The organism is Kutzneria buriramensis (genome assembly GCF_003387475.1).
In the GTDB taxonomy this organism is placed as follows: Bacteria; Actinomycetota; Actinomycetes; order Mycobacteriales; family Pseudonocardiaceae; genus Kutzneria; species Kutzneria buriramensis.
This window is the reverse complement of sequence record NZ_QUNO01000009.1, coordinates 353,951-367,732: the sequence shown is the minus strand read 5'-3', so window position 1 is coordinate 367,732 and position 13,782 is coordinate 353,951. Positions and strand designations below refer to the sequence as shown.

The 13,782-nt window shown below is 70.4% G+C and carries 11 protein-coding genes; 7 read left to right on the top strand and 4 right to left on the bottom strand.

Features of this window, described 5'->3' with window-relative positions; translation table 11 throughout:
- Window positions 1-17: 17 nt before the first annotated feature.
- The 3 genes from BCF44_RS57775 to BCF44_RS27345 form a co-directional block, all read right to left on the bottom strand.
- Window positions 18-2,483 (bottom strand): MGH1-like glycoside hydrolase domain-containing protein, encoded by a 2,466-nt coding sequence (locus BCF44_RS57775; protein WP_116177243.1) that lies wholly within the window; start codon window positions 2,481-2,483, stop codon window positions 18-20.
- A gap of 1 nt (window position 2,484) precedes the next feature.
- Window positions 2,485-4,596, bottom strand: coding sequence for a glutaminase family protein (locus BCF44_RS27350; protein WP_116177242.1), 2,112 nt, complete (start codon window positions 4,594-4,596; stop codon window positions 2,485-2,487).
- 124 nt (window positions 4,597-4,720) lie between these two features.
- A complete protein-coding gene (locus BCF44_RS27345) occupies window positions 4,721-5,731 on the bottom strand; it encodes a LacI family DNA-binding transcriptional regulator (RefSeq protein WP_116177241.1) in 1,011 nt (336 codons plus the stop codon).
- A gap of 198 nt (window positions 5,732-5,929) precedes the next feature.
- On the opposite strand from BCF44_RS27345, the gene BCF44_RS27340 reads away from it, so the two are divergent.
- The 5 genes from BCF44_RS27340 to BCF44_RS27320 all read left to right on the top strand — a co-directional run bounded on the left by BCF44_RS27340 (window position 5,930) and on the right by BCF44_RS27320 (window position 11,434).
- Window positions 5,930-7,009: an ABC transporter substrate-binding protein gene (locus BCF44_RS27340; RefSeq protein WP_116177240.1), complete on the top strand. Its 1,080-nt coding sequence runs from the start codon at window positions 5,930-5,932 to the stop codon at window positions 7,007-7,009.
- A complete protein-coding gene (locus BCF44_RS27335) occupies window positions 6,999-8,522 on the top strand; it encodes a sugar ABC transporter ATP-binding protein (RefSeq protein ID WP_116177239.1) in 1,524 nt (507 codons plus the stop codon). Before BCF44_RS27340 ends, BCF44_RS27335 begins: the two co-directional genes overlap by 11 nt.
- A complete protein-coding gene (locus BCF44_RS27330; protein ID WP_170217776.1) occupies window positions 8,522-9,484 on the top strand; it encodes an ABC transporter permease in 963 nt (320 codons plus the stop codon). The genes BCF44_RS27335 and BCF44_RS27330 overlap by 1 nt, the downstream gene beginning before the upstream one ends.
- 217 nt (window positions 9,485-9,701) lie before the next feature.
- Window positions 9,702-10,661 carry an ABC transporter permease gene (locus BCF44_RS27325; protein WP_246015593.1) on the top strand — a complete coding sequence of 320 codons (960 nt, stop codon included), beginning with the start codon at window positions 9,702-9,704 and terminating at the stop codon, window positions 10,659-10,661.
- Window positions 10,662-10,741: 80 nt separating this feature from the next.
- On the top strand, window positions 10,742-11,434 hold the full coding sequence (locus tag BCF44_RS27320; RefSeq protein WP_116177237.1) for a GNAT family N-acetyltransferase: 693 nt from the start codon (window positions 10,742-10,744) through the stop codon (window positions 11,432-11,434).
- On the opposite strand, the gene BCF44_RS27315 is transcribed toward BCF44_RS27320, so the two are convergent.
- Window positions 11,431-11,916: a MarR family winged helix-turn-helix transcriptional regulator gene (locus BCF44_RS27315; RefSeq protein ID WP_116177236.1), complete on the bottom strand. Its 486-nt coding sequence runs from the start codon at window positions 11,914-11,916 to the stop codon at window positions 11,431-11,433. The two genes, BCF44_RS27320 and BCF44_RS27315, sit on opposite strands and share 4 nt — an antisense overlap.
- A gap of 40 nt (window positions 11,917-11,956) precedes the next feature.
- On the opposite strand from BCF44_RS27315, the gene BCF44_RS27310 reads away from it, so the two are divergent.
- The gene (locus tag BCF44_RS27310) at window positions 11,957-12,847 is read left to right on the top strand and encodes a DMT family transporter (protein WP_116177235.1); all 891 of its coding nucleotides are present in this window, start codon (window positions 11,957-11,959) and stop codon (window positions 12,845-12,847) included.
- Window positions 12,844-13,782, top strand: coding sequence for a helix-turn-helix transcriptional regulator (locus tag BCF44_RS27305; protein ID WP_116177234.1), 939 nt, complete (start codon window positions 12,844-12,846; stop codon window positions 13,780-13,782). Before BCF44_RS27310 ends, BCF44_RS27305 begins: the two co-directional genes overlap by 4 nt.

The following is a 13,782-nucleotide window of genomic DNA, read 5'->3' as shown; positions in this document are numbered from 1 at the left end:
GCAGGGGTTTCTCCTGTTCAGCTTGCCGGCATCAGCCGCCAGAGGTGATCGGCCGTGCCGTTGTCGTGGAACTGAACGACTGACGCGCTGTCCTGGGCCGACATGCCGGCCACGCCGAGCAGCAGCCCGCTGTTGGCGTCGCGGATCTGGAACTGGCCGCCGCCGGTGTCGATCAGACTCCACAGGTGGTCGGGGGTCCCGTTGTCGTGGAACTGGACCACCTGGGCGCTGTCCTGTGTGGACATGTTCGCGACACCGAGCAGCAGCCCGCTGTTGACGTTCCGGATCTTGTACTGGCCGCCGCCGGCCGACACCAGCTGCCAGAGGTGATCGGCGGTGCCGTTGTCGTGGAACTGAACCACCGGCGCGCTGTCCTGAGTGGACATGTTCGACACGCCCATCAGCAGGCCGCTGTTGACGTTCTGGATCTGGAGGACGGGCGGGCTCCACACCTCCAGCTCCGACAGTCCCCAGCCGGTGCCGCCGCCCCGGTTCGGCGCGACCACCCGCAGTCTGGACGTGGTCAGCGCGGGGAAGGTGATCTCGGTGCGGGCGTTGGCCGCCGGCGTCGAGTGGCTTTGCCCCGGCACGCTGGCCCATCCGTCGCCGGTGTCGTACTGGAGGTCGTAGGAGGTGGGGACGCGAACGCCGCCGCCGTCGTCGTAGAACCAGAGCTGGACGTCGCTCACCGACACCTTGCGCTGGAAGTCGACGCCGTAGGAGTCGCTGGCGTTGGGGGAGGCGTAGCTGGTCCAGCGGCTGTTCTCCGGGATGCCCTCCCGGTAGACGATGCCGTCGATCGCGTTCCACGGGTTGTCATACGGCGAGGTGTAGGACGCAAACGGTTGCGGGCCATAGCCGAAGCGCTGCCCGTTGGCGGCGATGTCGACGGAACCGTTGGCAGGCCGGGTGATCGCCGGCCCGACCGGGACGGTGAGAGACTCGAGCGTCGGCCGGGAGGCGACCTGGGCGCCGTCGATGTAGACGTGCAGACCGGCGCCCTGGCCGTAGCGAGACCCGGTGCGGTCCCACAGCACGGTGACGTTGTGCCCGTGATACGGCGTGTTCTCCAGCGCGAAGTAGTCCCAGCTCGCCGGGGCCAGCGGCTTGACCACCAGCGAGTTGCCGGCTTGTCCCCGCAGCCCGATGAGGCCGGAGATGACGTTGTCGTTGAAGGTGGAGTGGTTGTAGTCCTCGCTGTGGTCGTACGAGTCGTAGATCCAGCTCGGCTGGTCGGGGTCGTGCGCCTCGGCGACGTACGGCTGCCCGTTGCGGTACTGGGTGGCGGCGTAGGTGTGCAGCACGGACACGTAGTCGCCGTTGGAGATCACCGGCTGCGGCGGATAGTCGTCGAGCAGGTTCGCCAGCCCCGTAAGCGTTTGCGACGTCTCGTACGGCCAGGACGGCCCGTCCCAGCGGCAGCACTGGCCGGCGTCATGCATGAACCACTGGCTGCGCCGCTCGGTGGTGGTCGGCCCGTACGCGGCGGCGAAACCGTTGGGATCCTTCAACTGCGCGAAGGCGCTGGTGTCCGAAGCCGCCGGCATGTCGAACATCCAGGGCACGAACCCCATCTCCTCGCGGGTGTCCAGCAACGTGCTGCTGCCGCGGGGCAGGTCGTAGAAGAACTGCCGCGAGGGGTCCCAGAGGTGGGCCTGCACGGCGCTGCGAAGCCCGGCGGCCCGGCCGGCGAAGTCCGTCGCGGTGGCGGAATCCCCGGTCAGGGCGGCGATCCGGGCGATGGCGGTCGCGTCGCCGTACTGGTAGGCGTTGATGGTCGGCCGGAATCCCGCGCCGCCGTGGTAGGGGTCGCTGGACTCGTAGGACGAGGGCGAGAACTCGGTGGCGTCCCACACCGGCACCTGCCAGTACAGACCCAAACCGGCGTCGAAATGGTTGGCCCAACCGTCGTACTGGCGGATCAGCGCCTGTTTCTCGGCGCCGGTGAACCCCAGGTCGCCGGCGGCCAGAAACTGCTGCCAGACCGCGCTCGCGGCCCAGAAGCTGTACTCGTGCGCCCAGTCGCCGGTGTCCGGGTTGACGGCGTCCGTGCGGGGCTTGGCGAACTGCCCGGGACCGTTGAGCCAGTAGTCGATGTCGTCACGGGTGTACTGCTGGTCCCGCAGCCAGCGGCCCTCGGTGATCTGGTGTCCGGCCGCCGCCACCACACCGCCGTACGGGGCGCCGTAGCTCACCGGCTGGAGGAACTCGTTGGACAGCCAGCCGTACTCCGGGCCGGTGTAGACGAGGTGTTCCTTGTACGTCTGCCAGCGGTAGTAGTAGACGTCCTGGATCTGCCGGTCCGGCACCTCCAGGAACGGGATGTTGGCCTCGTACCAACCGGGATCGTCGGCCGAGCCCAGCAGCGCGGCGTGGTTGAGGAAGGATGTCCCGCCCGTCGCCGGGGCCTGGCTGCCGACGGCGGAGGCAGCCGACCCGGCGACGAGCGCTGCCGCCAGCGCGGCAACAACCCAGCGGGACACGTCAGTGCTTTCCGGGCAGCGCCAGCAGCGAGAAGATGCCGCCGACGACCGGACGCGCCTGGAATCCTGCCTGCCGTGCGGAAATGGTGTCGTACCAGTCGGTGAACGGCACGCGGCTGGCGCTGGTCGTGACGAAGTTGTACACGCCTTCGATCAACGCGTCCCGCACCTGCGGATGGTCGTGCTGCCAGGCGGCGGTCCACAGCACCCAGTCAGCCTTGGTGTAGGAGTGCCGCGGGTCCAACGGCACGCCGAACTGGTTGCGGTGGGCCAGATACCAGGCGCCCTCCTCGGCCGTCACGGCGGCGGGCACCAGGTTCAGACCGAGCAGCGCGTCGGCGAAACCGTTGTACTTCAGGCTCCACGTGCCGGGACGGTCGTAGGCGAGCTTGAGCTGGCCGGTGGTGTCGGTCGCCTTCGTCTGCCACTGCGCGATGTAGTCACGGGCGACGGCGAGATAGCGGGCGGCATCGGCGGAATTACCGGCGGCGGTGGCGAGTTTGCTCATCGCGCCGATCGCGACGATGCCCTTGAGCGCGAGGTTGGAGCTGTGCGCGATGAAGCCGGTGAAGTCGTCGGTCTGGTTCTGGTAGCCGGGATCCAGCGCGTTGTCGACGAGGTAGTCGGCCCACTGCTTGAGGATCGCGTAGTGCCCGGTCACGCCTGAGGCGGCGGCCATGATGAGCGCGTTGGCCGACTCCTCGACCGGCATGTCCTCCTCGTTGCCGTCGTTGTGGCCGCTGGCGTTCGGGTAGCTGGAGCCGAGGTCGTGCTCGGCGAAGGCCTTGGGCCAGCCGCCGGTCTCGGCGTAGTCCAGCACCGGCTCCAGCAGCAGGCGCAGGTACTGCGGGTCCAGGTAGGCGAAGACCGGCATCGCCGGGTACAGCACGTCGATCGTGGACACGTTGCCGTCGCTGGAGATCTCCTTGAGGAACGCCCACGGCTTGCCGTCGCGCACCACGAGTTCCGTGCCGGCGTAGGCCTGACGCAGCGCCAGCGCGCACAGGGCGGCGTACTTGTCGCCGCCGGCCCGCCGCGCGTCGCCGGTCACGCGGTCGTCCAACCGGTCCGACCGCTGCGTGGCCGCCGGGAAGTCGGTGTGGAAGTCGGCGATCATCTGTTGGGAGGAAGGCCAGTAGGAGGTCCACAGTGGACTCAGAGGCGTGCCGAGGTAGCTCACCGCCGGCGTGCGGATGTGCCCCACCGACACCACGAACGGTTCCGACGGACCGCGCACGGAGCCGAGGTCCAGGTTGAGCCCGAACACCGGCCATCTGTCGCTGATCCGGCGCGGTTGAGCCGAATCCGACGCGCCGCTCAGTGCTCCGTTGCCGGCCGCGGCCTGCCGTACGACCGTGTCCTGGCCGATCTGCCAGGTCAGACCGGCCCGCTCGGGAGTGCTCCAGGCGACGGTGCCCCACGAGGCCATGTCGCCGTTCTCCGCGAGCACGCCGGGATTGGTCGGGCTGACCGACAGCGTCCGCACCCCCAGGGTGGACGCCGAATTCCAGCCGACCAGCGTGTTCGAGTCGCCGTGCGCCCACTCGGCGCTGATCTCCAGGTAGAGCGAGACCTTGTGGGCCGCCCCGTCCAGGCTCCGGACCTGGGCCGACACATAGGAGAGCGGCGCCGACTGCCGGCGCAGGTCACCGGGCTCGATGGGGGACAGGAACGTCACCGCCAGCTCGATTCCCCCCGCGTGCAGGGTGAATCGAGACTTCGTCGGCGTCACGGTGACGTCGGTCTGGATCATCCCGCGCAGCTCGACCCCGCCGTCGGGCAGCCCCGGCTGGCCCATGAAGACGTAGGACACGCCGTCGATCCGCGCGAGGCCGGTCATGGCGGTGGTGCGCCCGGTCCAGAAGCCGGCCCATTCCCCGGCCAGGTAGTCGCCGGCGAGCCAGGTGCTCAGGTACGGCGACCGGACCGCGAGCGGCGTCGCCGGCGGCCGGACCGGGTGCGCGGCCGAGGGCGAAGTCGCCGTTGCGACCTCCGCCGAGGCATCCGGTGTCAGCAGGGAGGACGCGGCGACGGTGAGGCCGGCGGCGCCGCCGAACCGGAACAGGTCGCGGCGGCCGAGAACGGGGTCGCCGAGGAAGGGGGTGTCGGGCACAAGGGTCTCCCGAAGTCGCTGGAGGGGAAAGGGGACACCACGTGGCGATCTGGTTTTACATCGTTGGCACAACGTTGTAAACCCCAGGTGTCCGGAACCGGACAGGGCCACTCGCAAGTGGCGCTCAGAACCGGGGCAGGCTGCTCTCGCGGATCTCCAGCGTGAACGGCGTCTGGATCTCCTCCGGCACGAACTCCGCGTCCGTCCCACCGGTCCGCCGCCGCACCAGGTCGACCGCCGTCCGGGCGATCGCCAGCTTGTCCGGGGCGACGCTGGTCAGCGAGGGCCGGCTGTACGCGCCCTCCTCGGTGTTGTCGAAGCCCACCACGGCGATGTCCTCCGGCACGCGCAGGCCCCGCTCGGCGATGGACCGCAGCGCGCCGACGGCGAGCAGGTCGTTGAAGCAGAACACCGCGTCCGGGGGTTCCGGCAGGGCGAGGAGCTGCGCCATGGCCTCGGCGCCGTTCTGCCGGTGGTAGCGCAGCGCCTCCCGCACGAGCTCGGGCCGCTGCGGCAGCCCGGCCGCGGCCAGGGCCTCGTGGTAGCCGGCGAGTCGCAGCGCCGCCGTGCCCCGGTGCGGGTGCGCGCCGATCGCCGCGATGCGTCGGCGGCCGATCGCCACCAGGTGTCCGACAGCGGTCCGCGCGGCCAGCACGTTGTCGATGGCGACGTGGTCGATACGCACGTCGACCGAGTGCTCGCCGATCATCACCAGCGGCACGCCGGGGTCCAGTTCGGCGAAGTCCTCGGCGTGCAGGGCCTCCGGGCTGATCACCGCGGCGTCGATCATGTGCGGCCCGAGCGCGGTGAGCACCGCCCGCTCCGCCTCCCGCGTGGCCATGGTCTGCTCGATGAGCACGTTCCAGCCCTGCTCGCGGCCGGCGGTGATGACCAGGCTGGCCAGCTCGCCGAAGTACGGAATGCCCAGCTCGGGGACGACCAGGGCGATGAAGCCGGTGCGGCCCCGGCGCAGGTTGCGCGCTCCGATGTTTGGCCGGTAGCCGGTGGCGGCCAGGGCCTCCTCGACGCGGCGCCGATTCTCCGGTTTGACGAACTCGTATCCGTTGACGACGTTGGACGCGGTCTTGATCGACACGCCGGCCAACCGGGCCACGTCTCTGAGCGTCACGGCCATTCACATGCCCCTGTCATCCGACCTGTGCGCCGACGACGATACGCGGCGGGGCGGGCCGTTCGGGCGAGCCACGCGCCACTTCGCCGAGACCTGTTTACATCGTTGTGCCAACGATGTAAAAATCCGGCGGTCGAGAGAGCGTGACCCGGATCACCGCCAGGACCCGGTAACGACGTCCCGCGAACCCAGGAGCGTTCCATGGCTTCGACCGCCCGCCGTACGGCCGTGTTGGCCGTGTCCACCACCGCCGCCGTGTCGCTCGCCCTGACCGGCTGCGCACGCTCCGAGTCGCAGAACTCCGCGCCCGCCGGCGGCGGGCCGGCCGCCTCGGCCGCCGCGTCCCAGGCCGCGGGCCCGACCTGCTCGATCGACCAGGCCGGCTACCCCAAGATCGACCCCAGGTCGGCGGTGATCGGCTTCTCCCAGTCGGAGAAGGAGGACAACCCGTTCCGCATCGCCGAGACCCAGTCCATCAAGGACCAGGCGGCCAAGCTGGGCATCGCGAGCGACCACCTGCTCACCACCAACGCCCAGAGCGACCTGAACAAGCAGATCAGCGACATCAAGTCGCTGCTGGACCGGGGCGCGCAGCTGCTGATCGTGGCCCCGCTCAACTCCGACGGCCTCCAGCCGGCGTTCGACGCGGCCAAGGCCAAGAAGGTGCCGGTGGTGACCATCGACCGCAAGGTCACCTCGACCCCGTGCACCGACTACCTGACCTTCATCGGCTCCAACTTCGTGCAGCAGGGCCAGCGGGCCGCCGCGGAGATGGTGCGGGTGACCGGCGGCACCGGCAAGGTCGCGATCCTGCTCGGTTCCTCCGGCAACAACGTCACGACCGACCGCACGCAGGGCTTCAAGGACGGCATCGCCTCGGCCAAGGGGCTGTCGGTGGTCGCCGAGCAGACCGGCGACTTCGACCGGTCCAAGGGCCAGACCGTGATGGAGCAGCTGATCCAGAGCAACCCGGACATCACCGCCGTCTACGCCGAGAACGACGAGATGGGCATCGGCGCGGCCAACGCGCTCAAGGCCGCCGGCAAGCAGCCCGGCAAGGACGTCAAGATCGTCTCGGTGGACGGCACGCGCAACGCCGTGCAGCTGATCGCCAACGGCGGCTACAACGCCGTGATCGAGTCCAACCCGCGCTTCGGGCCGCTGGCCTTCCAGGTGCTGACCGACTTCGAGGGCGGCAAGCCGGTGGCGCAGAACGTGGTGATCTCCGACAGCCAGTACGACGAGACCAACGCGGCGCAGAAGGTCGCGGATGCGTACTGACGCCGTCGTGCTCGAGGCCTTCGGCGCCAGCTTGCACTTCGCCGGCGTCAAGGCCCTCGACTTCGTCACCTTCTCCCTGCACGCCGGCGAGGTGCACGCGTTGGTCGGCGAGAACGGCGCCGGCAAGTCCACGCTGATCAAGGTGCTGACCGGCGTGTACCAGCCGGACGAGGGCGCGCTCACCCATCGCGGCAAGCCGGTGGTGTTCCACCGGCCGGTGCAGGCGCAGCAGGCCGGCATCTCCACCATCTACCAGGAGGTCAACCTCGTCCCGCTGATGAGCGTGGCGGCCAACGTGTTCCTCGGGCGGCAGCCGCGCAACCGGCTCGGCCTGGTCGACACCAACCGCATGAACGCCATGGCGGCGGAGGTGCTCGCCGAGTACGGCATCGAGGAGGACGTCCGGCGGCCGCTGGGCGAGCTGGCCGTCGGCGCGCAGCAGATGGTGGCGCTGGCCCGCGCGGTGTCCGCCGACGCGGACGTGGTGATCATGGACGAGCCCACGTCCTCGCTGGAGCCGCGCGAGGTGGAGACGCTGTTCGGGGTGATCGAGACCTTGCACCGCAAGGGGATCGCCATCGTCTACGTCAGCCACCGGATGGACGAGCTGTACCGGATCTGCGACCGCGTGACCGTGCTGCGCGACGGCCGCCTGGTGCACACCGGCCCGCTGGCCGACCTGCCCCGCATCGAGCTGGTGTCGATGATGCTGGGTCGGGAGGTCGGGGACATCCGCGCGCACGGCGCGACCGGCTTCGGCGCGGAGCATCACGCCTCCAAGGAACCCTTGCTGCGCGCGGAGAACCTCGTCAGCGGACGTCGGCTCGCCGGGGTGAGCCTGGACGTCCGGCCCGGCGAGGTGGTGGGACTCGCCGGACTGCTCGGCTCCGGCCGCACCGAGACCGTGCGGGCGATCCTGGGCGACCTGCCGCTGGACGGCGGGACGATCACCGTCGCCGGCACGGTGGTGCCGTCCGGGAGCGTGCCGGCGGCGATGCGCGCCGGCATCAGCATGCTGGCCGAGGACCGCAAATCCGACGGCATCATCCCGAACCTGTCCGTGCGGGAGAACATCGTGCTGGCCGCGCTGCCCCGGTTGTCCCGGTTCGGGCTGGTCAGCCGGGCCAAGCAGGACCGGATCGTGCGGACCTTCATGGAACGCCTGCGCATCAAGGCGTCCAGCCCGGACCAGAAGGTCGCCGAGCTGTCCGGCGGCAACCAGCAGAAGGTGCTGCTGGCCCGATGGCTCTGCACACAGCCGAAACTGTTGCTGCTGGACGAGCCGACGCGCGGCATCGACGTCGGCGCGAAGGCGGAGGTGCAGGCCCTGATCGACGAACTCGCCGCGGAGGGGCTCGCGGTGCTGCTGGTGTCGTCGGACATGGAAGAGCTGATCGACGGCGCGGACCGGCTGGTGGTGCTGCGGGACGGCGTCGCCATCGGCGAACTGGCCGGCGATCAGGTGACCGAGGACAACGTGCTGGCGGCGATCGCCGCCGAAGGGAGCCGTTGATGGCGGTGACGACGGCTCGGCCGACCGTCGACCGGACGCGGGTGGCGGGTTGGCTGCAGGACTACGGCGTGTATCTCGCGGTGGCCGTGCTGCTGGTGTTCAACGTGGCCTTCACGGCGAACTTCCTGTCGGTGGCCAACTTCCGCACCCAGCTCGTCGAGGCCGCGCCGGTGTGCATCGTCGCGCTGGGCATGGCGCTGGTGATCGGCACCGAGGGCGTGGACCTGTCGGTCGGCGCGGTGATGGCGTTGTCGGCCGCGCTGGTGCCGCTCTACCTCGGCTACAACGCCCTGACGGCAGTGATCGTCGCCGTCGTCGCCGGGCTGGCGTGTGGCGTGTTCAACGGATTCCTGGTGGCCTACCTGGGAATCCAACCGATCGTCGCCACGCTGGCGTTGCTGGTCGGCGGCCGCGGCTTGGCGCTGGTCATCGCGCACGGGCAGCTGGTGCAGCTCTACAACCCGACCTTCCTGTCACTGGGCAGCGGCGACCTGCTGGGGATCCCGATCAGCGTGGTGGTCGCCGCGGTGCTGGCCGTTGCGGCGGGACTTCTCGTGCAGCGCACGACTTTCGGCCGCCGGATCGTGGCCATCGGCGGCAACCGCGCCGCGAGCCGGCTCGCCGGCCTGCCTGTGCGGCGGGTGCTCGTCGGCGTGTATGCGATATGTGGTGTGCTGGCGGCGATAGCCGGCGTGCTGGCGACGTCGCGGCTGAGCGCGAGCGACCCCGCCAATGTCGGCCTGCTGATGGAGCTTTCCGCGATCACCGCCGTGGTCGTCGGCGGAACTCCGTTGACCGGCGGGCGGATCCGCGTGCTCGGCACCGTGATGGGCGCGCTGCTGATGCAGCTCGTGCGGGCCACCCTGATCAAGCACAACCTGCCGGACTCGACCGCGCAGATGGTCCAGGCGGCGATCATCGTCGCGGCGGTCTACGCGGCACGCGAGCGGAGCAGGCGGTGACACGGCGTCGCGCCTTTGCCGCGCGTTCCGCGCGGGGCGAGGCCCCTCGGGCCCGCTGCCTTCGCTTGCTGGATTCCGATCGTCCGCATCAAGCTTTCGGATGGGTGCTTCGGGTGGCGGGCGATCGAAATCCAGCAACCGTTCCAGGCAGCGGCGGGGCCTCGCGAAGGTGGAGCATCGGATGATTACTGTGGACCGTCCAACCCGGACTCGTTCCGTGGCGTCGAAGCAGCTGTTCGCCACGGTGCTGCAACGCCAGGGTGCGGCCGTGGTGTTGGTGCTCGTGGTCGCGGTGTCCTGGCTGACGTTCCCGAACTTCGGTACTGTGGACAACCTGCGCGACCTCGCCTTGCAGAGCTCGTTCCTGGCGGTGATCGCGCTCGGCATGACGTTCGTGATCATCACCGGCGGCATCGACCTGTCCGTCGGATCCGTGTACGCGCTGGGCGGCGTGCTGGCGGCTTACGGCTCGCAGTGGGGCTTCTTCGGCGCGTTGCTGCTGCCGCTGGTCGCCTGTGGACTGATCGGGTTGATCAACGGGTTCCTGGTGGCCAAGACCGGCATGGCGCCGTTCATCGTCACGCTGGCGACGCTGCTGTTCGCCCGCGGCCTGCTGCTGGCGATTTCCCACGAGGGCTCGACGACGTACAAGATCGCGGCGGATTCGGCGTTCCTCACGCTCGGTCGCGGCACGTTCCTGGGCATCGGCTATCCCGTCTACATCGCCGCGATCCTGTTCGTCGTCGGCGGCATCGTGCTGCGGCGCACCGCCTTCGGCGACACGGTGTTCGCCACCGGCGGCGCGGAGAACTCGGCGCTGCTGATGGGGTTGCCGGTGGCGCGCACCAAGATGGCCGTCTACACGATGAGCGGCGTGCTGGCCGGCTTCGCCGGGGCGCTCACCGCGGCGTACCTGGAATCGGGCGTCACGGTGATCGGCGTCGGCACCGAGCTGGACGCCATCTCCGTGGTGGTGATCGGCGGCACGCTGCTGACCGGCGGCGCCGGCAGCGTGCTCGGGACCGTGGTCGGCGTGCTGCTGCGGGACGTGATCCAGAACATCATCAACCAGATCGGCACCCTCGACAGCAACTACCAGGCGGTGGTCAGCGGCGGCTTCCTGCTGGCGGTCGTGGTCGTGCAGCGGGTGCTGGCTCGCAACCGGGAGCGCCGATAGTCCGGATCGTGGGACCGGGTGGCAGCGGTCGCCGGTCGCGGCGCACGATTGCCGTGGATCTCACAGCAAAGGCCGGTGCATTGACTGACTTCTCGGTGCTCGACAACCCCGTCCTGTCCGCGCTGACGGGACCGCACGCCCGGTTCGCCGAGCGGCATGGACAGGTGCTGCGGTACCCGGCCGAGATCGGGCCGTTCCTCGCGCTGCCGGACCGGCCCGACGAGACCACCTGGCGGGACCTGGCGGAGTTCGCCGGGCCCGGCGCCGAGGTCGTCGTCACCGCCGGCACGGTCGCACCGCCGGCCGACTGGGAGGTCCTGGCGGAGTTTCAGGCCGTCCAGATGATCGACGACGGCGTCGTCGCCGCGCCCGACGACGAGGCCGTCCGGTTGGGCCCGGACGACGTGCCGGAGATGCTCGACCTGGTGAAACGCACGGAGCCCGGCCCGTTCCGGGAGCGGACCATCGAGCTGGGCACGTACCTGGGCATTCGCCGGGACGGCAAGCTGGCCGCGATGGCGGGGGAGCGGATGCGGCCGCCGGGGTGGACCGAGATCAGCGCCGTGTGCACCGATCCGGCGTTTCGCGGGCAGGGCCTGGGCGGCCGGCTGGTGCGGGCGGTCGCCGCTGTGATCAGGGAGCGCGGCGACACCCCGTTCCTGCACGCCACCGCCACCAACCCGGCGGTCGGCCTGTACGAGTCGTTGGGCTTCCGCGTGCACCGGCGGCCGGTCTTCGTGGCGACCCGCGTGCCCTGCCTGGAGCCGGCCTAGCCTTCGAGCCGGTTCAGCCAGATCGTCAGCACCTCCTCCAGCCGGCCGGCCTCGTCGGCGGACAGGGCCTCGAGCAGCCGCCGCTCGTTGTGCATGTGGGCGGTGAAGGCCTGGTCGATGAGCTCCCGCCCGGCCGGCGTCAGCGCCACCACCCGGCCGCGGCCGTCGATGGTGCTGGGGCGGCGGGTGACCAGGCCGGCGTTCTCCAGCCGGTCCAGGCGCTTGGTCATCGCTCCCGTCGTGACCATGGTGAAGGCGGCCAGCTCGCCGGGGGCGCGTTCGTAGGGGTCGCCGACGCGGCGGAGCGTGGCCAGCACGTCGAACTCGCCCTCACTGAGGCCGAACCGCCGGTAGACGGCGTTGAGCTGGTCGGTCAGCAGCACACCGACCCGGTGCAGGCGGCCGATCACGCCCTGCGGGCCGACGTCGACGTCCGGGCGCTCGCGCCGCCATTCCGCCTGGATCCGTGCCACGTGGTCCATGGTTGGAGGATACCTTCCATGGAAGCTATCGTTAGCTTCCATGGAAGGTAATTTGCGGTGGAGCCTGGTCACGGCGGTCGCGCCGATCGCGTGGGGCACCAACTACTTCGTCACCCACGAGCACCTGCCCGCCGGCTTCCCGCTGTGGGGCGGGGTGCTGCGGGCCTTACCCGCCGGCTTGCTGCTGCTCGCGGTGCGCCGCCGGCGGCCGCACGGGTCGTGGTGGTGGAAGTCGCTGCTGCTCGGGGCGTTGAACACCAGCGTCTTCTTCACCCTGATCTACGTCTCCGCGCAGCTGCTGCCGACCAGCCTGGCGGCGATGATCATGGCCACCTCGCCGGTCGTGCTGATGCTGCTGGCGTGGCTGCTGACGGCCGAACGCCCAGGTGCCGGTGCCCTTGCCGGAGCGGCGATCGGCATCGGCGGGGCGTGCCTGATGCTGCTCACCGCGGCCGCGCGGATCGACTTCCTCGGCGTGTTCGCGTCCGTCGGGGCGATGCTGCTGTCCTCGGTCGGGTACATCCTGGCCAAGCGGTGGGCCGGCGAGGTCGACGTGCTGGCGTCCACGTCCTGGCAGCTCACGTTCGGCGGGCTGCTGCTCGTGCCGCCGGCGCTGCTGGTCGAGGGGCCGCCGCCGGCGCTGGGTTCGGAAGGTCTTATTGCCTTCGCTTACGTCACCGTCGTCGCCACCGCGGTCGCCTTCGCCGCCTGGTTCGCCGGCCTCAAGCACCTGCCCGCCGGCACCGTCGGGCTCCTCGGCCTGCTCAATCCCGTCACCGGCGTGCTGCTCGGCACCCTCGCCGCCGGCGACAGCCTGACCGTGCGCCAGCTGCTCGGCATCGCGTTGGTGCTGGTCGGGCTGCTGCTGGGGCAGCCGCGGCTGCGACCAAGACGGATCCTGTCCTGGTCGCGGTTACGCTCGTCGACGTGACCTCTCCGTCGGCGCGGCTGATGCGGCTGGTGTCCGTGCTGGCCAGCCGCCCGTCGTGGACGAACCGCGAGCTGGCCGAGCACCTGAGCGTGACCGAGCGGACCGTGCGGCGGGACGTCGCCAAGCTGCGGGAGCTCGGCTACGGCATCGACTCCGATCCGGGGCCGTGGGGCGGATACCGGCTGGGCCAAGGCAGCGCGGTGCCGCCGCTGCCGCTGGACGACGAGGAGACCCTCGCGGTGGTCGTCGCGCTGCGGGAGGCCGCCCTCACCGGCGTGCTCGGCGGCGACCAGGCCGCGCTCACCGCCCTGGCCAAGCTGCAACGCCTGCTGCCCAACCGGATCGCCGCGCGGCTGGAGGGTTTCACCGACGCCGTCGTGCACACCCCTCGCGTGGCTTTGGAGCCCGTTTCCGCCACCGTGCTGCTTTCCCTGGCCGGCGCGTGCCGGGCGGGGGACAACCTCCGACTGTCCTATCGGGACCGCCTCGGCCGGGAGTCCGTGCGCGAGGTGTCGCCGTACCGGCTCGTGCGCACCCGAAACCGTTGGTACCTGGTCGCTTTCGACATGTCGAGGTCGGACTGGCGGATCTTCCGCGCCGACCGTGTCGTCGAGGCCCATCGCACCGGCCGCCCCGCCGTGATCACCGATCCGCCGGACGCCGGCCGTCTCGTGTCGGAGATGCTGATCAGCGACTACCCGGTGTACGCCCGGGTGCGTATCCCCGCCGGCCTGGACGAGGCCCGCCGGCTGGTGCCGCCCGGGGCCGGCCTGCACGAGCCCGACGGCGCCGATGCCACCGTGATCACGCTCGGCGGCGTCGACCTCGACGAGTTGGCGGTCCGCCTGATCCGCCTCGGCACGCCCCTTCGCGTACTGGAACCGGTGGAGCTCAACGACGTGCTCCGCATGCGCCTGCGCGACTTGCTGGACTGA

Bases quoted from the DNA above. Each gene is read 5' to 3' on its own strand.
- BCF44_RS27310 (WP_116177235.1), top strand. From the start codon at position 11,957: ATGGAAGGTAATTTGCGGTGGAGCCTGGTCACGGCGGTCGCGCCGATC.
- BCF44_RS27315 (WP_116177236.1), bottom strand. From the start codon at position 11,916: ATGGACCACGTGGCACGGATCCAGGCGGAATGGCGGCGCGAGCGCCCG.
- BCF44_RS27335 (WP_116177239.1), top strand. From the start codon at position 6,999: ATGCGTACTGACGCCGTCGTGCTCGAGGCCTTCGGCGCCAGCTTGCAC.
- BCF44_RS27340 (WP_116177240.1), top strand. From the start codon at position 5,930: ATGGCTTCGACCGCCCGCCGTACGGCCGTGTTGGCCGTGTCCACCACC.
- BCF44_RS27330 (WP_170217776.1), top strand. From the start codon at position 8,522: ATGGCGGTGACGACGGCTCGGCCGACCGTCGACCGGACGCGGGTGGCG.
- BCF44_RS27345 (WP_116177241.1), bottom strand. From the start codon at position 5,731: ATGGCCGTGACGCTCAGAGACGTGGCCCGGTTGGCCGGCGTGTCGATC.